Origin of the sequence: Alloyangia pacifica (assembly GCF_003111685.1) — a bacterium.
Taxonomy (GTDB): Bacteria; Pseudomonadota; Alphaproteobacteria; order Rhodobacterales; family Rhodobacteraceae; genus Salipiger; species Salipiger pacificus_A.
In genome coordinates, this window is sequence record NZ_CP022189.1 from 1,345,489 (window position 1) to 1,371,170 (window position 25,682).

At 67.8% G+C, this 25,682-nt stretch carries 21 protein-coding genes and 1 pseudogene; 14 read left to right on the forward strand and 8 right to left on the reverse strand.

Features of this window, described 5'->3' with window-relative positions; translation table 11 throughout:
- Nucleotides 1-85: 85 nt before the first annotated feature.
- A complete protein-coding gene (gene cysE, locus CEW88_RS06490) occupies nt 86-904 on the forward strand; it encodes a serine O-acetyltransferase (RefSeq protein ID WP_108965230.1) in 819 nt (272 codons plus the stop codon).
- Between the two features lie 164 nt (nt 905-1,068).
- On the opposite strand, the gene CEW88_RS06495 is transcribed toward cysE, so the two are convergent.
- From CEW88_RS06495 to CEW88_RS06515, 5 genes are all read right to left on the reverse strand, one after another.
- Nucleotides 1,069-2,433, reverse strand: coding sequence for a pyruvate dehydrogenase complex dihydrolipoamide acetyltransferase (locus CEW88_RS06495; RefSeq protein ID WP_108965231.1), 1,365 nt, complete (start codon nt 2,431-2,433; stop codon nt 1,069-1,071).
- A gap of 10 nt (nt 2,434-2,443) precedes the next feature.
- A complete protein-coding gene (locus CEW88_RS06500; RefSeq protein ID WP_108965232.1) occupies nt 2,444-3,829 on the reverse strand; it encodes a pyruvate dehydrogenase complex E1 component subunit beta in 1,386 nt (461 codons plus the stop codon).
- A gap of 20 nt (nt 3,830-3,849) precedes the next feature.
- Nucleotides 3,850-4,872, reverse strand: coding sequence for a pyruvate dehydrogenase (acetyl-transferring) E1 component subunit alpha (pdhA, locus tag CEW88_RS06505; RefSeq protein WP_108965233.1), 1,023 nt, complete (start codon nt 4,870-4,872; stop codon nt 3,850-3,852).
- A gap of 316 nt (nt 4,873-5,188) precedes the next feature.
- Entirely contained in the window at nt 5,189-5,488 is a 300-nt protein-coding gene (locus tag CEW88_RS06510; RefSeq protein WP_108965234.1) for an FtsB family cell division protein, read from the reverse strand.
- A 208-nt stretch (nt 5,489-5,696) separates the two neighbouring features.
- Nucleotides 5,697-6,875 (reverse strand): phosphoglycerate kinase, encoded by a 1,179-nt coding sequence (locus CEW88_RS06515; protein WP_108965235.1) that lies wholly within the window; start codon nt 6,873-6,875, stop codon nt 5,697-5,699.
- 161 nt (nt 6,876-7,036) lie between these two features.
- On the opposite strand from CEW88_RS06515, the gene CEW88_RS06520 reads away from it, so the two are divergent.
- Together CEW88_RS06520 and CEW88_RS06525 are read left to right on the forward strand one after the other, a co-directional pair.
- Nucleotides 7,037-7,543: a peptidylprolyl isomerase gene (locus CEW88_RS06520; RefSeq protein ID WP_108965236.1), complete on the forward strand. Its 507-nt coding sequence runs from the start codon at nt 7,037-7,039 to the stop codon at nt 7,541-7,543.
- The gene (locus tag CEW88_RS06525; protein ID WP_108965237.1) at nt 7,536-8,084 is read left to right on the forward strand and encodes a peptidylprolyl isomerase; all 549 of its coding nucleotides are present in this window, start codon (nt 7,536-7,538) and stop codon (nt 8,082-8,084) included. Before CEW88_RS06520 ends, CEW88_RS06525 begins: the two co-directional genes overlap by 8 nt.
- Before the next feature lie 97 nt (nt 8,085-8,181).
- Here CEW88_RS06525 and CEW88_RS06530 read toward each other — a convergent pair whose 3' ends face one another.
- Complete coding sequence (locus tag CEW88_RS06530) at nt 8,182-9,078, reverse strand: GNAT family N-acetyltransferase (protein ID WP_108967592.1); 897 nt, start codon at nt 9,076-9,078, stop codon at nt 8,182-8,184.
- A 366-nt stretch (nt 9,079-9,444) separates the two neighbouring features.
- Between CEW88_RS06530 and guaB the strand changes: the two genes are divergently transcribed.
- The 3 genes and pseudogenes from guaB to CEW88_RS06545 all read left to right on the forward strand — a co-directional run bounded on the left by guaB (nt 9,445) and on the right by CEW88_RS06545 (nt 14,672).
- Nucleotides 9,445-10,893 (forward strand): IMP dehydrogenase, encoded by a 1,449-nt coding sequence (gene guaB / locus CEW88_RS06535; RefSeq protein ID WP_108965238.1) that lies wholly within the window; start codon nt 9,445-9,447, stop codon nt 10,891-10,893.
- 186 nt (nt 10,894-11,079) lie between these two features.
- On the forward strand, nt 11,080-12,234 hold the full coding sequence (locus CEW88_RS06540; RefSeq protein WP_108965239.1) for an RsmB/NOP family class I SAM-dependent RNA methyltransferase: 1,155 nt from the start codon (nt 11,080-11,082) through the stop codon (nt 12,232-12,234).
- 195 nt (nt 12,235-12,429) lie between these two features.
- Nucleotides 12,430-14,672, forward strand: a pseudogene (locus CEW88_RS06545) (ATP-binding response regulator).
- Nucleotides 14,673-14,676: 4 nt separating this feature from the next.
- On the opposite strand, the gene CEW88_RS06550 reads toward CEW88_RS06545, so the two are convergent.
- Nucleotides 14,677-15,270: a gamma-glutamyl kinase gene (locus tag CEW88_RS06550; RefSeq protein ID WP_108965240.1), complete on the reverse strand. Its 594-nt coding sequence runs from the start codon at nt 15,268-15,270 to the stop codon at nt 14,677-14,679.
- Between the two features lie 183 nt (nt 15,271-15,453).
- Between CEW88_RS06550 and recA the strand changes: the two genes are divergently transcribed.
- Nucleotides 15,454-16,521 carry a recombinase RecA gene (gene recA / locus CEW88_RS06555; protein WP_108965241.1) on the forward strand — a complete coding sequence of 356 codons (1,068 nt, stop codon included), beginning with the start codon at nt 15,454-15,456 and terminating at the stop codon, nt 16,519-16,521.
- A 222-nt stretch (nt 16,522-16,743) separates the two neighbouring features.
- On the opposite strand, the gene CEW88_RS06560 is transcribed toward recA, so the two are convergent.
- The gene (locus CEW88_RS06560) at nt 16,744-17,067 is read right to left on the reverse strand and encodes a HesB/IscA family protein (RefSeq protein WP_108965242.1); all 324 of its coding nucleotides are present in this window, start codon (nt 17,065-17,067) and stop codon (nt 16,744-16,746) included.
- A 122-nt stretch (nt 17,068-17,189) separates the two neighbouring features.
- Between CEW88_RS06560 and CEW88_RS06565 the strand changes: the two genes are divergently transcribed.
- The 7 genes from CEW88_RS06565 (at nt 17,190) to scpB (ending at nt 25,663) form a co-directional block, all read left to right on the forward strand.
- Complete coding sequence (locus CEW88_RS06565) at nt 17,190-18,356, forward strand: deoxyguanosinetriphosphate triphosphohydrolase (RefSeq protein ID WP_108965243.1); 1,167 nt, start codon at nt 17,190-17,192, stop codon at nt 18,354-18,356.
- Nucleotides 18,357-18,459: 103 nt separating this feature from the next.
- Nucleotides 18,460-20,325 (forward strand): cation:proton antiporter, encoded by a 1,866-nt coding sequence (locus CEW88_RS06570; protein WP_108965245.1) that lies wholly within the window; start codon nt 18,460-18,462, stop codon nt 20,323-20,325.
- Between the two features lie 89 nt (nt 20,326-20,414).
- Nucleotides 20,415-22,157, forward strand: a complete 1,743-nt coding sequence (argS, locus tag CEW88_RS06575) for an arginine--tRNA ligase (RefSeq protein ID WP_108965247.1) — start codon at nt 20,415-20,417, stop codon at nt 22,155-22,157.
- A gap of 86 nt (nt 22,158-22,243) precedes the next feature.
- On the forward strand, nt 22,244-23,182 hold the full coding sequence (locus tag CEW88_RS06580; RefSeq protein WP_108967594.1) for an SPOR domain-containing protein: 939 nt from the start codon (nt 22,244-22,246) through the stop codon (nt 23,180-23,182).
- Nucleotides 23,179-24,180, forward strand: a complete 1,002-nt coding sequence (gene nagZ, locus CEW88_RS06585) for a beta-N-acetylhexosaminidase (protein ID WP_108965249.1) — start codon at nt 23,179-23,181, stop codon at nt 24,178-24,180. The genes CEW88_RS06580 and nagZ overlap by 4 nt, the downstream gene beginning before the upstream one ends.
- A gap of 6 nt (nt 24,181-24,186) precedes the next feature.
- Nucleotides 24,187-24,984 (forward strand): segregation and condensation protein A, encoded by a 798-nt coding sequence (locus CEW88_RS06590; protein ID WP_108965251.1) that lies wholly within the window; start codon nt 24,187-24,189, stop codon nt 24,982-24,984.
- A 73-nt stretch (nt 24,985-25,057) separates the two neighbouring features.
- Nucleotides 25,058-25,663 carry an SMC-Scp complex subunit ScpB gene (scpB, locus tag CEW88_RS06595; protein ID WP_108967596.1) on the forward strand — a complete coding sequence of 202 codons (606 nt, stop codon included), beginning with the start codon at nt 25,058-25,060 and terminating at the stop codon, nt 25,661-25,663.
- Nucleotides 25,664-25,682 lie beyond the last annotated feature (19 nt).

Here is a 25,682-nt window from a genome sequence, read left to right on the forward strand (position 1 = left end):
GGCCGCGATCCCCTAGATCACGGTTTTGCATTTCGACCCGCAGCGGCTATCTGCTAGAGTGGGCGGCAACTCACGGAGGACTCCTATGGCCAAGACCCGCGCCAAGATCGCCGAACTGGATCCCGTCTGGGCCCGCATCGTCCGCGAGGCCGAAGAGGTTGTCGCCGCCGAGCCGCTGCTCGGCGGGTCGGTGCACATCTCGATCCTGCACCACCCGACCATCGAGCGGGCGCTGGCGTATCGCATCTCGCTGAAGCTGGCGAATGGCGAGATGTCCGAGCAGATCCTGCGCGAGATCTGCGACGAGGCCTATAGCTCCGACTCCTCGCTGGCGCTGAAGGCGCGGGCCGACATCCAGGCGACCTTCGAGCGCGACCCGGCCTGCCACCGCTACCTGCAGCCCTTGCTCTACTTCAAGGGCTTCCAGGCGGTGCAGAGCCAGCGCGTGGCGCATTGGCTGTGGAACCAGGGACGGCGCGACCTGTCCTATTTCTTCCAGATGCGCTCGTCCGAGGTGTTCGGGGTCGACATCCACCCGGCGGCGAAGATCGGCAAGGGCATCATGATCGACCATGCGCATTCCATCGTCATCGGCGAGACGGCGGTGGTCGGCGACGACGTGTCGATCCTGCATTCGGTCACGCTTGGCGGCACCGGCAAGGAGGACGAGGACCGTCATCCCAAGATCGGCAACGGCGTGCTGATCGGCGCAGGCGCGAAGGTGCTCGGCAACATCAAGGTGGGCGACCGTTCGCGCATCGCGGCGGGCTCGGTGGTGCTGGCCGAGGTGCCGCCCTGCAAGACCGTCGCCGGGGTGCCGGCGAAGATCGTCGGCGAGGCGGGCTGCGATCAGCCCTCGCGCTCGATGGACCAGAAGCTCACCGGCTGCAACTGCAGCGACTGACGGCGCGATCCCCCTGACTATTGGCTGAGGCGCGGTCCCGAGGGGCCGCGCCTTTCGCCGTCTTTGGTGGGATGTGCTTCCGGCCGGGTGTGCTGCAGCGGCCCCAAAGGAAAACGGCCCCACCGCGCGGTGGGGCCGTTCTGTTTTCCAGCGATGCGCCCGGATCAGGCGAGCATCACCATCGGGTTCTCGAGGTTGTCGGCAATCGCCTGCAGCAGCTCGGCCCCGAGTGCGCCGTCGATCACCCGGTGATCGACCGAGAGCGTCACGGACATCACCGTCGCCACGGCCAGTTCGCCATCAGCACCGACGATCGGCTTCTTGACGCCCGCGCCCACGGCGAGGATCGCGCCATGCGGCGGGTTGATCACCGCGTCGAAGTTGTCGATGCCGTACATGCCGAGGTTGGAGATCGCGAAGCTGCCGCCGATGTATTCATGCGGCGCGAGCTTCTTGTTCCGGGCCCGGCCCGCAAGGTCCTTCATCTCGGCGGACAGCGCCGAGAGCGACTTCATCTCGGCATCCTTGAGTACCGGGGTGAAGAGACCGCCCTCAATGGCCACGGCCACCGCCACGTCGGACGGCTTGAGCTTGAAGATGCGATCCCCCGCCCAGACGGCATTGGCGTCCGGCACCGACTGCAGCGCCAAGGCACAGGCCTTGATGACGAAGTCGTTGACCGAGAGCTTCACGCCGCGCGCCTCGAGCTGCTTGTTCAGCTGGCTGCGGAATTTGAGCAGCGCGTCGAGCTTGATGTCCTTGCGCAGGTAGAAGTGCGGGATGGTCTGCTTGGCCTCGGTGAGGCGGCTCGCCACCGTCTTGCGCATGCCGTCGAGCTTGACCTCTTCGAACTCGCGCCCCTCGTACATCTTGCGCACCGCGTCCGAGGACGGGCCGGCGGGCATGACGGTCGCATCGGCGGCCTTCTTCTCGGCTGTTGCCGGAGCTGCGGCCTCGGACTTGGCAGCCTTGTCTGCAGGCTTGGCAGCCTCGACGTCGGCCTTGACGATGCGGCCGTGCGGGCCGGTGCCCTTGACCTGCGCGAGGTCGAGCCCCTTGTCCGCCGCGATGCGGCGCGCCAGCGGCGAAGCGAAGATACGCTTGCCGTCCTCGCCCTTGGGGGACGCGGGGGCAGGGGTTGCCGAGCCGGCTGCGGGGGTGACCGCCGCCGCCTTGGTGTCCTCATCCTTCGGCTCGGGCGCCTCGGACTTGGCTTCGGTGGGCTTTTCCTCGGACTTGGCGGAAGCGCCATCCGAGGAGCCGCTGTCGATGTCGTCGGCGCTCTCGCCCTCTTCTAGCAGGACCGCGATGGGGGTGTTGACCTTCACCCCCTCGCTGCCTTCCTCGATGAGGATCTTGCCGATCGTGCCTTCGTCGACGGCTTCGAATTCCATCGTCGCCTTGTCGGTCTCGATCTCGGCGAGGATGTCGCCGGAGCTGACCGTGTCGCCCTCTTTCACCAGCCACTTGGCCAGCGTGCCTTCCTCCATGGTGGGGGACAGCGCGGGCATCAGGATTTCCGTGGGCATGACGCTCTCCTTACCGGTAGGTGACTTGCTTCACGGCGTCGATCACCTCTGCGGTGGTGATCAGCGCGTGCTTCTCGAGGTTCGCCGCGTAGGGCATGGGCACGTCCTTGCCGGTGCAGTTGATCACCGGGGCGTCGAGCCAGTCGAAGGCGTTCTGCATGATGTAGGCCGACAGGTGGTTGCCAATGGAGCCCACCGGCCAGCCCTCTTCCACGGTCACGCAGCGGTTGGTCTTCTTCACCGACTCGATGACGGTGCCGTAGTCGATCGGGCGCAGGGTGCGTAGGTCGATCACCTCGGCCGAGATGCCCTCGTCCGCCAGCTTGTCCGCCGCCTCGAGCGCGTAGGTCATGCCGATGCCGAAGGAGACGATGGTCACATCGCTGCCCTCGCGCCAGATGCGGGCCTTGCCGAAGGGCACGGTGAAATCATCCATGACCGGCACGTCGAAGGAGCGGCCGTAGAGGATCTCGTTCTCGAGGAAGATCACCGGGTTGGGATCGCGGATGGCGCTCTTCAGCAGGCCCTTGGCGTCGGAGGCCGAGTAGGGCATCACGACTTTGAGGCCGGGCACCATGGCGTACCATGCGGCGTAGTCCTGCGAGTGCTGCGCGCCGACGCGGGCGGCGGCACCGTTCGGGCCGCGGAACACCATGGGTGCGCCCATCTGGCCGCCGGACATGTAGAGCGTCTTGGCTGCCGAGTTGATAATCTGGTCGATCGCCTGCATGGCGAAGTTGAAGGTCATGAACTCGACGATGGGCTTGAGCCCGCCGAAGGCCGCGCCGACGCCGATGCCGGCAAAGCCGTGTTCGGTGATCGGCGTGTCGATCACGCGCTTCGAGCCGAACTCGTCGAGCAGCCCCTGGGTGACCTTATAGGCACCCTGGTACTCGGCCACTTCCTCGCCCATGACGAAGACGTTGGGATCGTTGCGCATTTCCTCGGCCATGGCGTCGCGAAGCGCTTCGCGAACGGTCTGGCTCTTCATCTCGGTGCCTTCGGGCCAGTCGGGTTCAACCGCCTTGGCCTTGGGGGTTGCCGGGGCGGAGGCGGGGGCCTCCTCGACCGGTGCCGCGGGGGTCTCTTCGGTCTTCGCGGACTCGGCGTCGTCGCCGCCGCCCGAGGAGACCTCGATGTCATCGGCGCTTTCGCCTTCCTCGACCAGCACGGCGATCGGGGTGTTGACCTTCACGCCCTCGGTGCCTTCCTCGATGAGGATCTTGCCGACGATGCCTTCATCGACGGCTTCGAATTCCATCGTCGCCTTGTCGGTCTCGATCTCGGCGAGGATGTCGCCCGAGCTCACGGTGTCGCCCTCTTTGACCAGCCACTTGGCCAGCGTGCCCTCTTCCATGGTCGGCGAGAGCGCGGGCATGAGAATTTCGGTTGCCATATCCGTCTAGTCCTTCTGCCTCAGGCCTCTACCGCGTCGCCTTGCGGCACTTCGTCGGCGTAGATGTCGGTCCAGAGTTCCTCGAGCGCCGGCTCCGGGCTCTCCTTCGAGAACTCGGCCGAGGCGTTCACGATGTCCTTGATGTTCTTGTCGATCGCCTTGAGGTCATCCTCGGTGGCGTGCTTGCCCTGCAGCAGCAGGTCGCGCACGCTCTGGATCGGATCGCGCTCGTCGCGCATCTTCTGCACTTCCTCGCGGGTCCGGTACTTGGCCGGGTCCGACATGGAGTGGCCGCGGTAGCGGTAGGTCTTCACCTCGAGGATGTAGGGGCCCTTGCCGGCGCGGCAGTGGGCCACCGCCTTCTCGCCGGCTTCCTTGACCGCCAGCACGTCCATGCCGTCGACCAGCTCGCCGGGAATGCCGAAGGGCGCGCCGCGGGTGTAGATTTCCTCGGTCGAGGTGGAGCGCTTCTGCGAGGTGCCCATGGCGTACTGGTTGTTCTCGATGACGAAGATCACCGGAAGCTTCCAGATCGAGGCCATGTTGAAGGTCTCGTAGACCTGGCCCTGGTTGGCCGCGCCGTCGCCGAAGTAGGCAAAGGTCACGCGGTCGTTTTCCAGGTAACGGTCGGCAAAGGCGAGGCCGGCGCCGAGCGGTACCTGCGCGCCGACGATGCCGTGACCGCCGTAGAAATGCTTCTCGCGGCTGAACATGTGCATCGAGCCGCCCTTGCCCTTGGAATAGCCGCCCTCGCGGCCGGTGAGCTCGGCCATCACCCCGTTGGGGTCCATGCCGCAGGCGAGCATGTGCCCGTGGTCGCGGTAGGAGGTGACGCGCTTGTCGCCTTCGCTCGCCGCGGCCTCGAGGCCGACGACGACCGCTTCCTGGCCGATGTAAAGGTGGCAGAACCCGCCGATGAGCCCCATGCCATACAGCTGACCCGCCTTCTCTTCGAAGCGGCGGATGAGCAGCATGTCATGATAGTATTGCTTGAGCTCCTCGGGCGAGACGTTCGGCTTGGCGGATGGTTTCCGAGCGGCCATGGGGACTCCTCCCAACTAGTTTAGTGTTAAACTTTCTCCCACAGTAAATCGGCGGCGACTGAGTGTCAAAGGGCCGGGGCGGGAGTTTCGCTAAAAAGTGGCGCGGCGGGACGTTAGGGCAAGCCACCGGCAGAACCCCGCCGCTCCGCGCCCTGGCGCCAAGGCGCCCGGGAGGCGCTCAGAAGCGGATCGGCCTCAGAGGGGCGGCAGCGCTCAGCGGAACCTTGGATGGCGCGCGGTCGGCGCGCTGCGGCACTGCGCGCGTTCAGCCCACGCCGCATTGCACGCGCTTAGCGCGTTGCGATACTGCGCGCGCTCAGCGCACGACGATCTCGTCCGAGCGGATCATCCCCAGAACGTCGCGCGCCTGCTGGTCCAGCAGGTCAAGATCGAGATAATCGTCCGACAGCCGCAGGGTGACGTTTTCCATATGCGCGACCTCGGCGTTGATCCCGTCGAGCTCGGCGGCCAGCCGGTCGGCCTCCACCTCGATCTCGGCGCGGCGGAAGAGCCCGTAGTCGCCCTGCACGGCGGCAAAGGTGAAATAGCCCGACAAGCTCAGCGTGATCACCGCGAAGACGAGGCCGCCGAGGGCCGGTTTGCGTCTGCCAGTCATATGCGTGGGTCCTGATGCCTGTATGCCGTTTGGTCTGCTCTGCGCCGCGCTCCCTCATTGGGTGGGGAGCCGTCCGACGTCGGGGAAACCATGCCACAGGGCAGGGGGCATGGAAATCCCCCGTAGCCTAGGTCGCTGAAAAATCGGTGCGATTGCGCGCCGATTGTGGCCGATCGGCCCGACGAGGGGCCGATCGGCTTGTGGGGGCTCAGCCGAGCGCCGCGACGCCGGGCAGGGTCTTGCCTTCCATCCACTCGAGGAAGGCGCCGCCGGCAGTCGAGATATAGGTGAAGTCGTCCGCCGCCCCGGCCTTGTTGAGCGCCGCCACCGTGTCGCCGCCGCCGGCGACCGAAACCAGCTCGCCATGCGCGGTGCGCTTGGCGGCAAACTTGGCGGCCGCGTTGGTGGCGGCATCGAAGGGGGCGATCTCGAAGGCGCCGAGCGGCCCGTTCCAGATCAGCGTCGCGGCGCGGGAGATGGCCTGTTCCACATGCGCCACGCTGTCGGGGCCGGCGTCGAGGATCATCGCGTCGGCCGGGCAGGATTCGGCCGGGACCACTTCCGAGGGCGCGTTCTCGCGGAACTCGCGCGCCACAACCACGTCGCGCGGCAGCAGAATCTCGCAGCCCGCGGCGGCGGCCTTCTCGGCGATCTGGCGGGCGGTGCCGGTCATCTCGTGCTCGCAGAGCGACTTGCCCACGTCGACGCCCTGCGCCGCGAGGAAGGTGTTGGCCATGCCGCCACCGATCACCAGCATGTCAACCTTCTCGACGAGGTTGCCCAAAAGGTCGAGCTTGGTCGAGACCTTGGCGCCGCCGACCACCGCCAGCACCGGGCGCTTGGGCGCGCCGAGCGCCGCCTCCAGCGCCTCGAGCTCGGCCTGCATCAGCCGGCCCGCGCAGGCGGGCAGCAGCTGCGCCAGCGCGGCGGTGGAGGCATGGGCGCGGTGCGCCGCCGAGAAGGCGTCGTTGCAATAGATATCACCAAGCGCGGCGTAGCGCTTTGCGAGCTCGGCGTCGTTCTTTTCCTCGCCGGGCTCGAAGCGGGTGTTCTCGAGCAGCACGACCTGGCCCTCGGCGCAGCCGCCTATCACCGCCTCGGCCTCGTCCAGCGTGGCGAAATTGACCTTGGTGCCGAAGGCGGCCTCGAGCGCGGGCACCAGCATCTTGAGCGACATCTCGGGCACGACCTTGCCCTTGGGACGGCCGAAGTGGGCCAGCAGGACAGGGGTGCCGCCGCGCGACAGGATGTCCTGCACGGTGGGTGCCACGCGCTCGATCCGGGTTGCGTCGGTGACCACGCCGCCGTCCACTGGCACGTTGATGTCGACACGGGTGAGCACGCGCTTGCCGGCGAGTTCCATGTCGTCGAGGGTCTTCCAGGCCATCTCGGTCCTCCTGATCCTTGGGTTGCTCAATGGTCTGCCCCGAGCCGGGCGCAAGGTCAATGCGGCAGCGGTCCGCGCTCAGGGCCAGAGGGACGCGCATCTTGGCATTCGGGCGCAGGCGGACTAAATCTCGCGCAACGAACGCCATAGGGAGTATCGACATGGCCGAGATCAAGGACCCCGAAAACACCATCCTCATCGAGCTGAAGGGCGGCACTGTCACCATCGAGCTGCTGCCCGACGTGGCGCCGAAGCACGCCGAGCGGATGAAGGAGCTGGCGCGTGCGGGAGAATATGACAACGTCTGCTTCCACCGCGTGATCGACGGTTTCATGGCGCAGACCGGCGACGTCGAGCATGGTGACATGGAAGACGGCTTCAACCTGCGCCGCGCCGGAACCGGCGGCTCGCAGTTGCCCGACCTGCCCGCGGAATTCTCGCGCCTGCCGCACGACCGCGGCACGCTCGGGGCGGCCCGTTCGATGAATCCGAACTCGGCCAACTCGCAGTTCTTCATCAACTTCAAGGACAACCATTTCCTCAACGGCCAGTACACCGTCTACGGCCGGGTCATCGAGGGCATGGAGCATGTCGATGCGATCACCCGCGGCGAGCCGCCTGCCGAGCCCGACCGGATGATTTCGGTGAAGGTGGCTGCAGATGCGTAAGCTGGCGCTGTTGCTCTCCGTCATGGCTTCGCCTGCACTGGCGGCGGGGCTTGACGTCGAGGTCGCGGGCGAGGGCGCCAACGGCACCTTCCACATCGAGCTCTTCGACGATGTCGCGCCGCAGCACGCCGCGCGGCTGACCGAGCTGGCGGAGAAGGGCGAGTATGACGGCGTGGTCTTCCACCGCGTGATCGACGGCTTCATGGCGCAGACCGGCGACGTGCAGTTCGGCCGCGAGGGCCACGACATGCGCATGGCGGGGACCGGCGGCTCGGACCTGCCGGATCTCGCGGCGGAATTCTCCGAGAAGGATTTCGCGCGCGGCGTCGTCGGCATGGCGCGCTCGCAGAGCCCGGACTCGGCGAACTCGCAGTTCTTCATCATGTTCGCCCCGGCGCCGCATCTGAACGGCGCCTACACGGCGGTGGGCGAGGTGACCTCGGGCATGGAGGTCGTCGACGCGATCAAGCGCGGCACCGGGCCGAACGGCGCGGTGGTCGGCAAGCCCGACATGATGGTCAAGGTGACGCCGACCGAGTGAGCGGCGCAGCTGCGGCGGCCGGGGGAGGGGCGCAGCCCCTCGGCGCGGCGCATCTCGCCGCAGGATACTTGCACAAACAAGAAGGGGCTGGGCACCGTCAGGTGGCCAGCCCTTTTGGCAGGCGGCGGGCGAGCGGCGCAAGCGCGCGACTGCGCAGCCATGTGCCCGCCAGCCGGTGCGCGCGCGCGCCGGTGCCAAGCTTGAAGCGGGTGACGCCCGGCGCGTCGTCGCCGTTGAGCATGCCGAGATCGAGCTGCTCATGCCCGCGCTCTGCCAGCCAGCGCATCGCCTCCCAGAGCAGCAGGTTCATCGCGTTGGCGGCGCGTCCCTGCGGCGTCGAGACGCCGGTGGTCCAGCTCGCCATGCGCCCGTGCCGGAGCACCGCGATGGCGGCGAGCGCCGCGCCGCCCCGCCGCGCCTCCCAGATCAGCGCGGCTTCGGGCGTGGCGCGGGCATAGGCGACAAGGAAGCCCGGCGGCAGGTTGCGGTAGCGGCGGGCGCGGGCCTGCGCCAGCTCGGCCTTCAGCAGCCAGTGCCCGCCATGCAGCGGCAGGCGGCGCAGGCTCAGCCCTGCGCCCTCGGCACGGGTGAGCCGGTTGCGCCATTTCTGCCGCAGCGCCCTGCGCATCTGTTCCGGGGGGCCAAGCGGCAGCAGGGCAAGCGTCGCCGGGGTCAGCAGCGGCCAGAAGCCCGCGCCGCGCAGCGCCCCGGCCGAGACACCCTCGGCATTGAGCAGCAGCGGCCCGGGGGTGTGCAGCTCCCGCAGCCAGGCCTCGGCCGCCGCGAGCGTCGCGGTCACCGGCCCGCGCGAGAGCAGGCTGACCTCGCCCAGCAGCGGCAGCCGGCGCGCCTGCACCTGCCAGCGCAGCGCCGCGCCCCCGTCAAGAATCGCTTCCCCAGACCGGCAGGGCACTCCCAGCGCGGCGCAGGCGCGGGCGTATTCCGGCGATTGCGGCAGGGGCAGGAGCGGCGGCGGCAGCAGTGGAGGGGTCATGCCCGCCATTAACGCGCCCGAAAGTGTGCGCGTGGTTAATTGCCCTCATGACCGCCCCGCGCCGCCGTTTGCCCGTCCTTGCCCCGCGCCCCAGGCCGACCCGTGCCGCGGCGCTGCTGGTCGCGCTGCTCCTCTCGGTGCCCTTCGTCCTCATCGCCCTGGCCGAAGCCGTTCTCGGTGCGCGCCCTTAGCCTCTGTCTTCAGGGCGCAAATACCCCGGGGAAGCTTGCGGGCCGTGGGCGGAGCTTGCGCTTCTGCGCTGCCCGGGCCGCAGCCCTCGCGGCGAAGGTCCGAGGGGCCTTTCCCCCGCCGATCATCCGTGCAATAGGGACGTGCCAACCGATACCCTCCCAAGGAGCCGCCCCCATGGAGATTCGCGAGGCCTTCACCTTCGACGATGTTCTGCTGCTTCCCGCAGCTTCCAGCGTTCTGCCGTCCACGGCCGACACGCGCACCCGGGTCACCAAGAGCATTGCGCTCAACATCCCGCTGCTGTCTTCGGCCATGGACACGGTCACCGAGGCGCGCATGGCGATCACCATGGCGCAGGCCGGCGGCATCGGGGTGATCCACAAGAACCTCGACATCGAACGTCAGGCTCAGGAAGTGCGCCGGGTGAAACGCTTCGAGAGCGGCATCGTCTACAACCCGGTCACCCTCACCCCCGACCAGACGCTGGCCGACGCGCAAGCGCTGACCGAGCGTTACGGCTTCACCGGCTTCCCGGTGGTCGACGAGCAGCACCGCGTTGTCGGCATCGTCACCAACCGCGACATGCGCTTCGCGCAGAAGCCGGACACGCCCGTGCGGGTGATGATGACCTCCGAGAACCTTGCCATCCTGCGCGAGCCTGCCGACCGCGAGGAGGCGATCAGCCTGATGAGGGCGCGCCGGATCGAGAAGCTGCTGGTCACCGATGCGCAGGGCAAGCTCACCGGCCTGCTGACGCTCAAGGACACCGAGAAGGCCGTGCTCAACCCCACCGCATGCAAGGACGAGCTGGGCCGGCTGCGCGTTGCCGCCGCGACCGGGGTGGGCGAGTCGGGCTTCGAGCGCACCGAGGCGCTGATCGACGCGGGGGTCGACATCGTGGTGATCGACACTGCCCATGGCCACAGCGCCGGGGTGATCGACGCGGTGGCGCGCGCCAAGGCGCTGTCGAACGAGGTGCAGGTCATCGCCGGCAACGTTGCCACCGGCGATGCCACCCGCGCGCTGATCGATGCGGGCGCCGATGCGGTCAAGGTCGGCATCGGCCCGGGCTCGATCTGCACCACGCGGATGGTCGCCGGCGTCGGCGTGCCGCAGCTCACCGCGATCATGGACTGCGCCAAGGCGGCCGGTGACGTGCCGGTGATCGCCGACGGCGGCATCAAGTTCTCGGGTGATTTCGCCAAGGCCATCGCCGCGGGTGCCTCCTGCGCCATGGTCGGCTCGATGATCGCCGGGACGGATGAAAGCCCGGGCGAGGTGATCCTCTACCAGGGTCGCTCGTTCAAGGCCTATCGTGGCATGGGCAGCCTTGGCGCCATGGCGCGCGGCTCGGCGGATCGCTATTTCCAGAAGGATGCGGCGAGCGACAAGCTCGTGCCCGAGGGCATCGAGGGGCAGGTGCCCTACAAGGGGTCGGCCGGCGCGGTGATCCACCAGCTGGTCGGCGGCCTGCGCGCCGCCATGGGCTACACCGGCAACGCCACGGTCGAAGAGATGCGCAAGAACTGCAATTTCGTGCGCATCACCAACGCCGGCCTGTCAGAGAGCCACGTGCACGACGTGCAGATCACCCGCGAGTCGCCGAACTACCGCATTGGCTGAGCGTGCGATCTGCGAGAAAATGGGGGGCCGGTCCGCGAGGACCGGCCCTTTTCGTTTCGGGGCGGACGCCGGGAAAGCGCTGGACGCGGCGCGGCGCGCGCGGGTAGAGGGGCGGGCGACAGCGGCAGGAGCACGAGACCAGATGCAGCACGATATTCCGATGATCCGCGCTTCGGGGATGCAGTCATGACCCCCGGCGCACGGCTGCAGGCCGCCGCCGAGGTGCTCGACCGCATCGCCGCCGGAACGCCCGCCGAGCAGGCGTTGCTCGGCTGGTCGCGCGGCGCGCGCTACGCCGGGTCCAAGGACCGCGCCGCGGTGCGTGACCATGTCTTCGACGTGCTGCGCCGCTGGCGCTCCACCGCCGCGCAGGGCGGCGGCGAGAGCGGGCGGGCGCGGCTCATCGGCCTGCTGCGTCAGCAGCAGGTTGCCCCCGACAGCCTTTTCACCGGGGACGGCCACGCCCCCGCGGCTCTGACCGCCGAGGAGCAGGCTGGAGGACGCCTGCCCGAGGGGGCCGAGGCCCGCGATCTTCCCGACTGGATCGACGCGCTGCTGACCGACAGCCTTGGCGAAGAGGCCGCCGCCGCCGCCGAGGCGCTGCGCGAGCGCGCCCCGGTGTTCCTGCGGGTGAACGGCCTGCGCGGCGATCTTGCCGCGGCGCAGGATGCGCTGGCGGGCGAGGGGATCGAGACCCGGACGCATCCGCTGGCCTCCGGAGCGCTCGAGGTCACCGAGGGCGCCCGCCGCATTGCGCAGAGCCAGGCTTTCGCCGAGGGGCTGGTCGAGCTGCAAGACGTTGCCAGCCAGGCGGTGGTCGAGGCGCTGCCGCTGGCGCCAGGGCTTCGGGTCCTGGACTATTGCGCCGGCGGCGGCGGCAAGGCGCTGGCCATGGCCGCGCGCACCGGCGGCGAGGTCGCGGCGCATGATGCAGACCCGCGCCGCATGTCCGACCTTCCCGCGCGCGCCAAGCGCGCCGGGGCGCGCATCCAGGCCGTCGCCACCCCCAAGGGAGTCTACGACCTGGTGCTCTGCGACGTGCCCTGTTCCGGCAGTGGCGCCTGGCGGCGCGCGCCCGAGGGCAAGTGGCGGCTGACGCCCGAGCGGCTGGACGAGTTGACCAAGGTGCAGGCCGGGATCCTCGACATCGCCGCGCGGCTCGTGACACCCGGCGGGCTGCTCGCCTATGCCACCTGCTCGATGCTCGCGGTGGAAAACGCGGCGCAGATCGAGGCCTTCCTCGCCCGGCATCCGGGCTGGACCCTCGAGCGGCAGCGCCAGTTCCTGCCCGGCGACGGCGGCGACGGCTTCTTCTCGGCGCAGCTGCGCCGGCCCGCCTGATCGGCGCGGCTGCCGCGGATGACCCATGGGAATGTGAAAAGTTAACCTTTGGTTAATCATACACATGCCACATGGTGAATGGGGATATGGAAGGAAAAGGATGACCCCGTGACGCGATCCGCGTTTTACGAGGAAGGGCGCGGGCGCAGTTGGCTTTCTCAGGCTCTGCCGGGGATCGCGCTCACCGCTGCCGGCCTGGTGTGCCTGGCGTTCAGCGCGCTGCTCGAGGGCAGGGAGGCGCAGCTCGCGGCGCAGGCCGCGGCGGGGGCCTTTCTGGCGATCAGCGGTCTGCTGGCCGTCTGGCATGTGATGGGGCGGCGGCGCCTGCGGGGGGAGCTGTCGGGGCTGCGCAAACTGGTCGAGGCCGATCCCGCGCCGGCGCTGCTTGAGGATCGACACGGGCGGACGGTGCTTTCCAATCGCGCCGCGCAGCAGCGGTTCGTTCTCGCTGCCGGGCAGAATCTCGGCGATCTGCTGACCCAGATGGGGGTGGATGCCGAGGCCCTGAAACTGCGGCTGCGGCGGCGCGCCGAGGGGCGCGGCGGCGCGAGCGAGGACATCCTGTCACTCGCCGGGCCGCACCGGCTTGCGCTGGCGGAAGTCGGGGGGCTGAGCTACTGGCGGCTCGAACGGCTGCCGGATCCCGACTTTTCGGGCATCGCCACGGTGGCGGAGGCGGAGGATCGCGCGCTCGAAGCACGGGACGCGGCGCAGGTGCCGGTGCTGACCGTCGGGCGCAGCGGCGCGGTGCTTTATATGAACGCCGCCGCGCGGAGGTTGATCGGGCGGCGGATCAAGCATCTCGAGGAGGTGCTGGAGCTGCCGCTGCGCGTCGGCAAGGTGCAGCAGATCAGCTCTCCGGAAGGCGAGCGCAGCGTGCTGATCCGCTGCTCGGATGCCGGTTTCGGGCGGCAGGAAGTGGTGCTGCATCCGGTGGATGCGGCAGGGTCGCCGGAAGTGCGGGACGGGGTCGACAACCTGCCGGTGCCGCTTTTGCGGCTCGCGCCCGACGGGCGCATCCTGCGTGCCAATGCCGAAGCCTGCCGCATGCTCGAGGTAGCCAGCGCCGACGGCACCTCGATCGAGGCACACATGGAGGGGCTGGGCCGGTCGATCACCGACTGGCTCACCGAGGCGGCGGCAGGCCGCGGGCTGCACCGGTCGGAATTCCTGCGCCTCGTACGCCCCGAGCGCGAGGTCTTCGTGCAGGTCACGCTGAACCGGGTGCTCAAGGCGGGGCGGGCCGAGCTGATCGCGGTTCTCAACGACGCGACCGAGCTCAAATCGCTCGAGGCGCAATTCGTCCAGAGCCAGAAGATGCAGGCCATCGGCCAGCTCGCGGGCGGGGTTGCGCATGATTTCAACAACCTGCTCACCGCGATCTCGGGCCATTGCGACCTGCTGCTGCTGCGCCACGACCAGGGCGATGCGGATTATGCGGATCTGCTGCAGATCAACCAGAACGCCAACCGCGCCGCCTCGCTCGTGGGCCAGCTCCTCGCCTTCTCGCGCAAGCAGACGCTGAGCGTCGAGAAGCTCGACCTGCGCGACACGCTGTCGGATCTGACGCACCTGCTGAACCGGCTGGTGGGGGAGCGGGTGAACCTCAGGCTGAACCACGATCCGGTGCTGCCCCCGATCCGCGGCGACCGCCGCCAACTCGAGCAGGTGATGATGAACCTCGTGGTGAACGCCCGCGACGCCATGCCCGAGGGCGGCGAGATCGAGATCGCCACCAGCCGCTGCGTGATGCACGAGGCGCTGATCCGCGACCGTGCCCGGGTCGAGCCCGGGCTCTACGCCAGCGTCAAGGTCATCGACCGGGGCTTCGGGATCCCGCAGGACAAGCTGCAGAAGGTCTTCGAGCCCTTCTTCACCACCAAGCGCACGGGTGAGGGCACCGGGCTCGGCCTTTCGACCGTCTATGGCATCGTCAAGCAGACGGGGGGTTCATCTTCGTCGACAGCGTGGTCGGCAAGGGGAGCTGCTTCACCCTGCTTTTCCCCGCCTTCGAGGAGACCAGCATGGCCGAGCCGCCCGCGCCCGAGCCGGAGCGCGGCAGCGCGCCGCTGCTGGGCAGCGTCGTCCTGCTGGTCGAGGACGAGGCCCCGGTGCGCGCCTTTGCGGCCCGGGCGCTGCGCCTGCGCGGTTTCACGGTGATCGAGGCCGAGACCGCCGAGCAGGCGCTCGAGGTGCTGCAGGACCCGGCGCTGACGGTGGATGTCTTCGTCACCGACGTGGTGATGCCCGGGATGGATGGGCCGAGCTGGGTGCGCCAGGCGCTCGAGATGCGGCCCGGAACGCGGGTGGTCTTCGTGTCGGGCTACGCCGAGGAGTCGCTCGACAAGAGCCGCGTGGCCGTGCCCAACTCGGTGTTCCTGCCCAAGCCCTTCTCGCTGACCGAGCTGACCGAGACAGTGCAGCAGCAGCTCGCTTGAGATCTCAGCGCGCCCGCTGCCAGAGCGCGAAATCCGCGGCGCATTTGCGCCGCAGTTTCGCCTCGGCCCCGGGCGAGAGCGCCAGGTCGGCGCGCGGCGAGATATTCTCGCGCGGCAGCTCGAGCCTGAGCCCCAGCCGCTCTTCCAGGAAGCCGGTGATCTGCGCCTGGTGCTCGTATCTGAACAGATGCTTGACCCCGGTGCCGTTCGGCCGCGGCTCGACGAATTTCGCCTGGCTGCCGACATTGGCAAAGGGCGGGCGCGCGCCGCTGGCATAGGCCTCGACGAAGTCCTCGAAGCTGAGCCCGCGGGTCGAGGTGGGCTTGCCGTCCAGGAAGTCGCGCTGGCGGTATCGGTACCACGAGCCGAGCCAGGAGACAGGCTCGCGCACCACGGCCATCAGCTCCATATGCTCCTCGCCCATCTTCTCGAACATCGGCCGGAAGAAGCGGTTGTAGCGGTAGACCGGCGCGTGCTTCAGCTCGGGTGGGTCGAGCACGCTCATCGAGGCATGCGGGCCCAGGGCAGTTTCATAAGCAGAGGTTCCCGTCTTGGGGACCGCCAGCAGCACCAGCCGCGCCTTCCAGAAAACCAGCATACCCCTGCCTCTCACCGTGGTCTTTTGGTCGATAAACCACTCTTTAACGCTGTTTCGCAACAGTGAGAACAGATGGTGCTTGAAATGTTCCTGTTTTGGTCTCATAACCTCGAGTGAGAACAAGAGGCGAACGAAAGCAGCGATTGCCGCCCCGGACGCGGTATGAAATAAGGATCGGAAATCATGGCAACGGCAGATCTTCTGACAATGGACAGCAAGCGAAACGCGGACCGGCAAAAGGCACTCGACTCGGCGCTGGCCCAGATCGAGCGGCAGTTCGGCAAAGGCTCGATCATGAAACTGGGCGGCGACAACGCCCTGCGCGACATCGAGGCGACCTCGACCGGCTCGCTCGGGCTCGACATCGCCCTCGGCATCGGCGGCCTGCCCAAGGGCCGGATCGTCGAGATCTACGGCCCGGAAAGCTCGGGCAAGACCACGCTGACGCTGCATGTCGTCGCCGAGGAACAGAAGAAGGGTGGCGTCTGCGCCTTCGTCGATGCCGAACACGCGCTGGACCCGCAATACGCCAAGAAGCTGGGCGTCGACCTCGACGAGCTGCTGATCTCGCAGCCCGACACCGGCGAACAGGCGCTGGAGATCACCGACACGCTGGTGCGCTCCGGCGCGGTCAGCCTGGTGGTGGTCGATTCCGTCGCCGCGCTGACCCCCAAGAGCGAGCTCGAGGGCGACATGGGCGACAGTTCGGTCGGCGTGCACGCGCGCCTGATGAGCCAGGCGATGCGCAAGCTCACCGCCTCGATCAGCCGCTCGAACTGCATGGTGATCTTCATCAACCAGATCCGCATGAAGATCGGCGTAATGTTCGGCTCGCCCGAGACCACCACCGGCGGCAACGCGCTGAAATTCTACAGCTCCGTGCGTCTCGACATCCGCCGCATCGGCGCGATCAAGGACCGCGACGAGGTGGTCGGCAACCAGACCCGCGTCAAGGTGGTGAAGAACAAGGTCGCCCCGCCGTTCAAGCAGGTCGAGTTCGACATCATGTACGGCGAGGGCATTTCCAAGACCGGCGAGCTGCTGGATCTCGGGGTGAAGGCCGGTGTGGTCGACAAGTCCGGCGCCTGGTATTCCTACGGCGACGAGCGCATCGGCCAGGGCCGCGAGAATGCCAAGAACTTCCTCAAGGAAAACAGCCAGATCGCCAACGAGATCGAAGATAAGATCCGCGCGGCGCATGGGCTCGATTTCCACATGTCCGAGGAAGACGGGGACGTGACCGAGGATTGACCGCTCGGGGCAGGGGCGCTGCCCCTCCTGACCGGTGGCCAACGCACCCCGGGCTATATTGACCTAGAAGAAAGGCGCATCTTGTAGGGTGCGCCTTTCTTGTTTTCGGACAATGAGTTGCGGCTGGATGTGGAACCGTTGCGAGATCCTGTTCGGCGCGCGGCGGACAGCAAAAAGGCCGCGACGTCTGCGCGGCCCTTCGCATGTCGCGGCAGCGGCGGCTTACATCGAGAAGCTGGTGCCGCAGCCGCAGGAACTGGTGGCATTGGGATTCTCGATGGTGAAACGCGCGCCGATCAGCTCTTCGGAGAAGTCGATCACCGCGTCGGCGAGGAAGGGCAGCGAGACGCTGTCGACCACCACGCGCTCCCCCTTGCGCTCGAGCACGAGATCGTCCTCGGCGGCGTCGTCGAGCTTGATGTCATACTGAAAACCCGAGCAGCCGCCGCCCTCGACGGCCACGCGCAGCGCCTTGCCCTGGGCGCCAGCGCCGATCTCGGCGAGTCGCTCGTAGGCGCGGTCAGTCACTTTCGGGGGCAGGTTCATGGGTCGCCTCAAAGGTTTATCTCCCGGTTGGTCCATAATATAGGGATCCCCGAGAGCAGCGGCAACCATCCGGCATGCATTGGAAGGGCCGCGCGTTGAGGCACGTGAAAGGCAGACGACAGATGGCGATCTATTCCTGCGATCCCGAGGGGGCACGTCCCCGCCGCGTGGCGGAAGAGGAGAGCGCGTTCCGCTCTTGTTTCCAGCGCGACCGTGACCGGATCATCCACAGCTCAGCCTTCCGGCGCCTCAAGCACAAGACCCAGGTCTTCGTCGAGCACGAGGGAGATTTCTACCGCACGCGGCTCACCCACAGCATCGAGGTCGCGCAGGTCGCGCGCACCATGGCCAATGCGCTGGGGCTGAACACCGACCTGACCGAGGCGGTGGCGCTCGCGCATGATCTTGGCCACACGCCCTTTGGCCACACCGGCGAAGATGCGATGCACGAATTGATGGCGCCTTATGGCGGCTTCGATCACAACGCCCAGACCCTGCGCATCGTCACCCGGCTCGAATGCCATTACGCCGAGTTCGACGGGCTCAATCTCACCTGGGACACACTCGAGGGGATCGCCAAGCACAATGGGCCGCTGCTGCCGCTGAAAGCGGGCGAGACGCTGCCGCTGGCGCTGGCCGAATACAACGCCGAGCATGATCTCGAGCTTGAGACCCATGCCAGTGGCGAGGCGCAGGTCGCGGCGATCGCCGACGACGTGGCCTACAACAATCATGACCTGCAGGACGGGCTGCGCGCCGGGCTCTTCACCGAGGAAGAGATCGCCGACCTGCCGCTGATCAAGCCCGCCTATGCCGAGGTCGACCGGCTCTACCCGCATCTCGACGCCTATCGCCGTCGCCACGAGGCGCTGCGCCGGGTCTTCGGCTATATGGTCAGCGACGTGATCGACACGAGCCGGGCGCGCCTCGCGGCGGCAGAGCCGCAAAGCTGCGACGACATCCGCCGGCTCGGGCATCCGGTCGTTGCCTTCTCGGACGAGATGTACCGCGAGCTCAAGCAGGTGCGGCATTTCCTCTTCACCCGCATGTACCGCGCCCCCTCGGTGGTGGTGATCCGCGAGAAGGTGACCCAAGCGGTGATGGAACTTTTCCCGATCTACATGGACAACCCGCTGCTGCTGCCGGCTCGCTGGCGCGCGACCGATCCCAAGAGCGAGACCGAGCTGGCGCGCATGGTGGCCGATTACGTCGCCGGGATGACCGACCGCTTCGCGCTGCAGCAGCACGCCAAGCTGACCGGGACCGACATCCTGCACGACGCGCGCTGAAGCGCCAATCGCGCGCCAAGCCCTTTATCGCACTGGACAGATCGAGGCCGCAGGCCAGATCATGAGCGCGGCACAGGCCGTGGTTGCGTGAAAGGGCCCTGACATGACCGGACCGGAAACTGGCGGCATCGATCCGCTGCTGGGATTTGCCCTTGTGGGCGCGCTCGGCGTCGGCTCGCAATGGCTGGCCTGGCGGATGAAGCTCCCGGCGATCGTGGTCATGCTGGTCGCGGGGCTTGCCATCGGGCCGGGCCTTGGCGTGCTCGATCCGCACCAGGACTTCGGCGCGCTGATGGAGCCGATGCTGGCCATCGCCGTGGCGATCATCCTTTTCGAGGGCGGGCTGACGCTGAATTTCCAGGGGCTGCGCGACGCGCGGCTCGGGGTCCGGCGGCTGATCTTTGTGGGCGCGCCGCTCGGCTGGCTCGCCTCGGCGGCGGCGCTACACTGGGTGGCGGGGCTGAGCTGGGAAAGCGCGGCGGTCTTCGGCGGCATCATGATCGTCACCGGACCCACGGTGATCGCGCCGCTCTTGCGACAGGCGCGGCTCAAGCACCGCCCGGCGGCCCTGCTGCAGTGGGAGGCCATCGTCAACGACCCGGTCGGCGCTCTGGCGGCGGTGCTCGCCTTCGAGGTGGTCTCGGTGCTCGTGGACGGCGCCTCGATGGGCGAGGCACTGGTCGAGATGATTGTCGGCATCCTCGCGGCCTCGGCGCTCGGCGTGCTTGGGGGCTGGGGGCTGGCGCAGGCGTTCAAGCGCGGCAAGGTGCCGGAATACATGAAGGTGCCGGTGCTTTTCGTCTCCATGCTGGTGGTCTTCGCCCTGGCCGACTCGGTGCTGCATGAAAGCGGGCTTCTGGCGGTGACTCTGATGGGCGTGTGGATCGCCAACGCCGGCCTGCCGAGCTACGAGGAGATGCGCCGCTTCAAGGAACACGCGACGATCCTGTTGGTCTCGGGGGTGTTCATCCTGCTGGCGGCCAACATGAGCCGCGAGATGCTGGTCTCGCTCGACTGGCAGGCGCTGGCCTTCGTGCTTTCGGTGATCCTGCTGGCGCGACCGGTGCCGGTACTGATCTCCTTGATCGGCACCAACGTGCCGTGGAAGGAACGGCTGATGGTTGCCTTCACCGGCCCGCGCGGCGTGGTTCTGGTGGCAGTGGCGGGGCTTTTTGCCCAGCGGCTGGTGGCGCTCGGGGTCGAGGATGCGGCGCGGATCCCGGCGCTGGCCTTCGCGCTGGTGGCGGCGACGGTGGTGCTGCATGGCTTTACGCTGGCGCCCATGGCGCGGGCGCTGGGACAGACCGCGACCGAAACACCCGGTGTGCTGATCACCGGCGGCTCGGACTGGTCGGTGGCATTGGGGCTGGCGTTGAAGAAGCTCGAGCTGCCGGTGCTGATCGCCGATCCCAACCATGCCCACCTCCGCGAGGCGCGCGACGCGGGGCTCGACACGTTCTTCGGCGATATCCTGTCGGAGGCGGCGGAGCACCGTCTCGATCTGGTCAGCTACGAGAGCCTCATCGCCGCCACGGACAACGACGCCTACAACACGCTGGTGGCCACCGACCTTGCGCCGGACTTCGGCCGCGAGCATGTCTTCCAGCTCAAGCGGGCGCGCGACACGTCGACACGCCACGCGCTGCCGGCGACCCTTGGTGGCCGGCCATTCGGGCCGGACGAGAGCTACGATGAAGCCAATGCGCGCATGGCGCAGGGCTGGGAGTTCCGCATCTCGCGGCTGACCGAGGAATTCACCATGGAGCACTGGCGTGAGAAAAACCCCGATGCGATGGTCGTCGGGGATCTCGGGCCGAACGGCACCTTCCGGCTGCTCGGGCCGGATGAGGCCCCGAAGGAAGCCGATGGGGTTCGGCTGGTGGTGCTTGCCCCGAGGCGCGAGGAGCGCTCGGAAGGTCGGCGGGATGACAGGGGCAATGACACGCTGAAAGGCGCCAGGGCGGAGTAGGGCGCTTTCCGTCTGGTTCCGCGCATCTCGGCATTTGACCCCGCGGGACAAGATGGTAGAGGAGCATCCGACCGTATGGAGACAGACTGATGAACCTCTTCACCGACATTCGCGCGCTTGTCCTTCAGGCGATCGAAGCGCTGCAGGCCGAAGGCGCGCTGCCCGAGGGCCTCGCCACCGCCGCCGTGACGGTGGAGCCGCCGCGAGACGCCTCGCATGGGGACATGGCGACCAATGCCGCGATGGTGCTGGCAAAGCCCGCCAAGCAAAAGCCGCGCGACATCGCCGAGGCGCTTGCCGCCAAGCTGTCTGAGGATCCGCGCGTCGCCCTCGCGGAGGTCGCCGGCCCCGGCTTTCTGAACCTGCGCCTCGACCCCTCGGTCTGGCAGGCGCTGCCCGCGGCCGTGCTGACCTCGGGCACCGACTACGGCCGCTCGGACATGGGGCAGGGGCTCAAGGTCAACGTCGAATATGTCTCGGCCAACCCCACGGGCCCGATGCACGTCGGCCACACGCGCGGCGCGGTCTTCGGCGATGCGCTGGCCTCGCTGCTGGCCTATGCTGGCTATGACGTCACGCGCGAGTATTACATCAACGACGGCGGCGCCCAGGTCGACGTCCTGGCGCGGTCGGTCTACCTGCGCTACCTCGAAGCGCATGGCCGCAGCGTCGAGTTCGAGGCGGGCACCTATCCCGGCGAGTACCTGATCGAGGTCGGCGCGAAGCTGAAGGCTCAGGTTGGTGACAAATATGTCGACCAGCCCGAGTCCGAATGGCTCGAGTCGGTGCGCGAGTTCGCCACCGAGGAGATGATGGGCATGATCCGCGAGGATCTGGCGCTGCTCGGCGTGAAGATGGATCACTTCTTCTCGGAAAAATCGCTCTACGGCACCGGCAAGATCGAGGCCGCCATCGAGTCGCTGACCGAGAAGGGGCTGATCTACCGCGGCGTGCTCGAGCCGCCGAAGGGCAAGAAGCCCGAGGATTGGGAGCCGCGCGAACAGACGCTGTTCAAGTCGACCGACCACGGCGACGACGTCGACCGCCCGATCATGAAGTCGGACGGCAGCTGGACGTATTTCGCCCCCGACATCGCCTATCACTATGACAAGGTGAGCCGCGGCTTCGACATGCTGATCGACGTCTTCGGCGCCGACCACGGCGGCTACGTCAAGCGCATGAAGGCGGCGGTCTCGGCGCTCTCGGACGGCAAGGTGCCGCTCGACGTCAAGCTGATCCAGCTGGTCAAGCTGTTCAAGAACGGCGAGGAATTCAAGATGTCCAAGCGGGCAGGGACCTTCGTGACCCTGCGCGACGTGGTCGAGGAGGTTGGCCCCGACGTCACCCGCTTCGTCATGCTGACCCGCAAGAACGACGCCACGCTCGATTTCGACTTCGCCAAGGCTGTGGAGCAGAGCCGGGAGAACCCGGTGTTCTACGTGCAATACGCCCATGCGCGTGTGTGCTCGGTGCTGCGCAAGGCCACCGAGGCCGGAATTGACGTGTCGGACGAGGCCCTTGCTGGGGCCGACCTGTCGGGCATGACCCATGAGGCCGAGCTTGCACTGGCCAAGAAGGTGGCCGAATGGCCGCGCATCGTCGAGATCGCGGCCAAGGGCCACGAGCCGCATAAGGTCGCCATCTGGCTCAACGAGCTGGCCTCGGACCTGCACGGCCTCTGGAACCGCGGCCACGACGAGCCGGGCCTGCGCTTCGTGCAGGACGATCCTGCTGTCAGCCAAGGCAAAATCGCGCTGGCCCGGGCCGTCGCGGTTGTCATTTCGGCCGGTCTTGGTATCTTGGGCGTGACCCCGGCAGAAGAGATGCGTTGACCCAAAGGCGCCTCGGGGCAAATGAGCAGAGCAAGATGGCCGGCGGGGAGACCCCGTGCCGGCCCGACAGGCAGACCGAGGCAAACATGGCGGATTACCCCTACGACGGGCCGGAAACTCCGGCCCCGACCGGGCGGAGAGCAGCATCCCTGGCAAACTGGGCCGGCGCAGCGGTGTCGCTTGCGCTGGTTGTTGGCGTCGGGATGTGGGGCTACGAGCTTCTCATGCGCGACGTGAACGGCATCCCCGTGGTGCAGGCGATGGACGGTCCGATGCGGATCGCCCCCGAGGATCCGGGCGGCTCCACGGCCGATCATATCGGGCTGGCGGTCAATGCCGTTGCGGGCACCGGCCTTGCCGAGCCCGGCGCCGACCGGCTGCTGCTGGCGCCGCAGGGCATCGGCCTGTCGGACGATGACATGCCGCAGAAGGAGCTTGCTGCGCTGCGCGAGAAATCCGCGCAGATCGGCGCCGCCTCGCTCTCGCAGGACGGGGCAGGCGCCGAGGGCGCGGCTGAGGGTGAAGACCTCGATCCGATCCAGGCGCTTGCCGACCAGATCGCCGCGAACGCCCGCCCGCTCAGCGAGCTCTCTTCCGAGGAGGGCGAAGGCGAGTTGGTGGCCAGCGTCACCGGCGCCGCCCCCGCGGGCGCGCTGATCCGCTCGCTGCGCCCGTCGACCCGCCCCGGAGACCTGCTCAACCAGCCTGTCGCGCTGGCGCCCGCCCCCGAAGAGCCCGCCGGTCCCGCGGAAATCAACCCAGAGACGCTGCCCGCAGGCACCCGCCTCGCGCAACTCGGGGCCTATGCCAGCGAAGACGTCGCCCGCCAGGAGTGGGACCGCTTCAGCGCCCGCTTCGGCGAATTCATGGACGGCAAGGACCGGGTGATCGAACGCGCCAGTTCCGGCGGGCGCACCTTCTACCGTCTGCGCGCCGCGGGCTTTGCCGATCTCGCCGACGCCCGCCGCTTCTGCGCCGCCTTCGTCGCCGAGAACGCCGACTGCATCCCGGTAACCACGCGATGACCCGTTTCGGAGCCACCATCCTCGCCCCGCTCGGCCTGACGCTGAGCGCAGAGGAGAAACGCTTCTTCGCCGAGGCCAACCCCTTTGGCTTCATCCTCTTCGCCCGCAACGTCGAGAGCGCCGAGCAGCTCCGGGCGCTGACATCCGACCTGCGCGCCGCCGTCGGCTGGCACGCCCCTGTCTTCACCGACCAGGAGGGAGGCCGGGTGCAGCGCCTGCGCGCGCCGCTGGCCACCGAGTTCCTGCCGCCGCTCGACGAGGTGGCGCAGGCCGGCGAGACCGCGGCCCGCGCCATGGAACTGCGCTTCCGCATCATCGCCGCCGAGCTGCGGGCGGTGGGCATCGACGGCAACTGCGCGCCGATGCTCGACGTGGCGCGCCCGGGCACCCATGCCTTCTTGCGCAATCGCTGCTACGCCGAAGACGTCGAGACCGTCGTCGTGATGGGGCAGGCCGTGGTGAAGGGGCTGACCGACGGCGGCGTGCTGCCGGTGATGAAGCACCTGCCGGGCCATGGGCTTGCGCAGATCGACAGCCATAAGGATCTGCCGCGCGTCTCCGCGCCGCGCGAAGAGCTCGAGGACATCGACTTCGCCGCTTTCCGCCCCTTCGCCGATCTGCCGCTCGCGATGACAGCGCATCTGGTTTACGAGGGGCTCAACACCCGCCCCGCCACGGTCGATCCCGAGATGATCGCCCTGATCCGCGAGAACATCGGGTTCCAGGGTCTTTTGATGAGTGACGATTTGTCGATGGAGGCGCTTTCGGGCACCATCGGGGAGCGCAGCGCGGCCACCGTGGCCGCGGGCTGCGACGTGGTGCTGCATTGCAACGGCAAGATGGACGACATGCGGCCGGTGGTCGAGGCCGCGGGCCAGATGACCGAAGCCGCGCAGTCCCGGGCCGAGGCGGCGCTTGCCGCCCGTACCATCCCTGCCGAGATTGACATCGCGGCGCTCAAGGCGGAGCATGAGGCCTTGCTGGCCGGGCCCCGCTGATCACCGATGCAGGACGATGCGCAACTGGAGTTCGAGACGCTCAGCGTCGCCGACCGCCTTGCGGCCGAGGCGCTGATCGTCGACGTCGAGGGCTACGAAGGGCCTCTCGACCTGTTGCTGTCGCTCTCGCGCACGCAAAAGGTGGACCTGCGCAAGGTGTCCATCCTCGAGCTGGCGCGGCAATACCTCGGCTTTGTCGAAAAGGCGAAAGAGCTGCGCATCGAGCTGGCCGCGGACTACCTCGTCATGGCCGCCTGGCTTGCCTTCCTGAAATCGCGCTTGTTGTTGCCGCCCGATCCCACCGAAGAGGGGCCGTCGGGCGAGGAGTTGGCGGCACATCTGGCGTTCCAGTTGCACCGCTTGCAGGCGATGCGCGACGTGGCGGCGCGGTTGATGGCCCGCGACCGGCTGGGCCGAGATTTTTTTGCCCGAGGCGTTCCCGAGGACATGCAGCGCCTGCGGAAGGTGAAATACACCGCGTCGCTGCTCGACCTGATGCAGGGCTATGCCCGCACCCGCACCCGCGACGATTTCCGCCCCTTCGTCATGGACCGGCAAGATGTCTTTACCATGGAGCAGGCGCTTGACCGTATGCGCAGCATGATCGGCTATGCCGGTGACTGGACCGACATTTCCCGTTGGCTGCCGGACGGCTGGTCCGGCGATCCCCAGCGATGGCGTTCCGCCACGGCTGCGACCTTTGCCGCTTCGCTTGAGCTGGTGAAGGAGGGCAAGGCCGAGATCCGCCAGACCGACACCTTCGCGCCCATCGAGATGCGCAAGAGAGAGAACCCGCGTGAGTGACGATATCGAGTTGACGCGCGCCGAGCGGCGCGCGGCGCAGGACAGCAGCGAAAGCCTCTTCGAAGCGCCGCCCATGGGCGATCAAGAGCGCATGGTCGAAGCGATCCTTTTCGCCTCTGCCGAGCCGGTGACCGTGCGCGAACTGCAAGAGCGCATGCCGCATGGCTGCGATCCCGCCGAGGCGCTGGCTTACCTGCGCAAGCGCTACGAGGGGCGGGGCGTGCAGGTTGTGCGCGTCGGTGACGCCTGGGCGATCCGTACCGCGCCCGACCTCGGCTTTTTGATGCAAAAGGAGACGGTCGAGACCCGCAAGCTGTCGCGCGCGGCGATCGAGACGCTGGCGATCATCGCCTATCACCAGCCAGTGACCCGCGCCGAGATCGAAGAAATCCGCGGCGTGAGCGTCTCGCGCGGCACCGTCGACCAGTTGCTCGAGATGGGATGGATCCGCTTTGGCCGCCGCAAGATGACCCCGGGGCGGCCGGTGACCTTCGTGGTGACCGAAGAGTTCCTCGACCACTTCGGCCTCGAGAGCGCCCGCGATCTGCCGGGGCTCAAGGAGCTTCGCGCCGCGGGCCTTCTCGACAACCGCCCGCCGCCGGGACTCGTGCCGCTCAGCGATCCTGAGCCCGAGGACGACGAGGAGGCCCCGGGCCAATCCGAACTCTTCGAGGATTGATCGCTACGAACCAACGCAA

Excerpts from the sequence above, each read along its gene's own strand:
- CEW88_RS06520 (WP_108965236.1), top strand. The coding sequence starts at position 7,037 with ATGGCCGAGATCAAGGACCCCGAAAACACCATCCTCATCGAGCTGAAG.
- recA (WP_108965241.1), top strand. The coding sequence starts at position 15,454 with ATGGCAACGGCAGATCTTCTGACAATGGACAGCAAGCGAAACGCGGAC.
- CEW88_RS06540 (WP_108965239.1), top strand. The coding sequence starts at position 11,080 with ATGACCCCCGGCGCACGGCTGCAGGCCGCCGCCGAGGTGCTCGACCGC.
- CEW88_RS06550 (WP_108965240.1), bottom strand. The coding sequence starts at position 15,270 with ATGCTGGTTTTCTGGAAGGCGCGGCTGGTGCTGCTGGCGGTCCCCAAG.
- CEW88_RS06510 (WP_108965234.1), bottom strand. The coding sequence starts at position 5,488 with ATGACTGGCAGACGCAAACCGGCCCTCGGCGGCCTCGTCTTCGCGGTG.
- cysE (WP_108965230.1), top strand. The coding sequence starts at position 86 with ATGGCCAAGACCCGCGCCAAGATCGCCGAACTGGATCCCGTCTGGGCC.
- argS (WP_108965247.1), top strand. The coding sequence starts at position 20,415 with ATGAACCTCTTCACCGACATTCGCGCGCTTGTCCTTCAGGCGATCGAA.
- guaB (WP_108965238.1), top strand. The coding sequence starts at position 9,445 with ATGGAGATTCGCGAGGCCTTCACCTTCGACGATGTTCTGCTGCTTCCC.
- CEW88_RS06495 (WP_108965231.1), bottom strand. The coding sequence starts at position 2,433 with ATGCCCACGGAAATCCTGATGCCCGCGCTGTCCCCCACCATGGAGGAA.
- CEW88_RS06500 (WP_108965232.1), bottom strand. The coding sequence starts at position 3,829 with ATGGCAACCGAAATTCTCATGCCCGCGCTCTCGCCGACCATGGAAGAG.
- nagZ (WP_108965249.1), top strand. The coding sequence starts at position 23,179 with ATGACCCGTTTCGGAGCCACCATCCTCGCCCCGCTCGGCCTGACGCTG.
- CEW88_RS06570 (WP_108965245.1), top strand. The coding sequence starts at position 18,460 with ATGACCGGACCGGAAACTGGCGGCATCGATCCGCTGCTGGGATTTGCC.
- CEW88_RS06525 (WP_108965237.1), top strand. The coding sequence starts at position 7,536 with ATGCGTAAGCTGGCGCTGTTGCTCTCCGTCATGGCTTCGCCTGCACTG.
- pdhA (WP_108965233.1), bottom strand. The coding sequence starts at position 4,872 with ATGGCCGCTCGGAAACCATCCGCCAAGCCGAACGTCTCGCCCGAGGAG.
- CEW88_RS06515 (WP_108965235.1), bottom strand. The coding sequence starts at position 6,875 with ATGGCCTGGAAGACCCTCGACGACATGGAACTCGCCGGCAAGCGCGTG.
- CEW88_RS06590 (WP_108965251.1), top strand. The coding sequence starts at position 24,187 with ATGCAGGACGATGCGCAACTGGAGTTCGAGACGCTCAGCGTCGCCGAC.
- CEW88_RS06565 (WP_108965243.1), top strand. The coding sequence starts at position 17,190 with ATGGCGATCTATTCCTGCGATCCCGAGGGGGCACGTCCCCGCCGCGTG.
- CEW88_RS06530 (WP_108967592.1), bottom strand. The coding sequence starts at position 9,078 with ATGACCCCTCCACTGCTGCCGCCGCCGCTCCTGCCCCTGCCGCAATCG.
- scpB (WP_108967596.1), top strand. The coding sequence starts at position 25,058 with ATGGGCGATCAAGAGCGCATGGTCGAAGCGATCCTTTTCGCCTCTGCC.
- CEW88_RS06560 (WP_108965242.1), bottom strand. The coding sequence starts at position 17,067 with ATGAACCTGCCCCCGAAAGTGACTGACCGCGCCTACGAGCGACTCGCC.
- CEW88_RS06580 (WP_108967594.1), top strand. The coding sequence starts at position 22,244 with ATGGCGGATTACCCCTACGACGGGCCGGAAACTCCGGCCCCGACCGGG.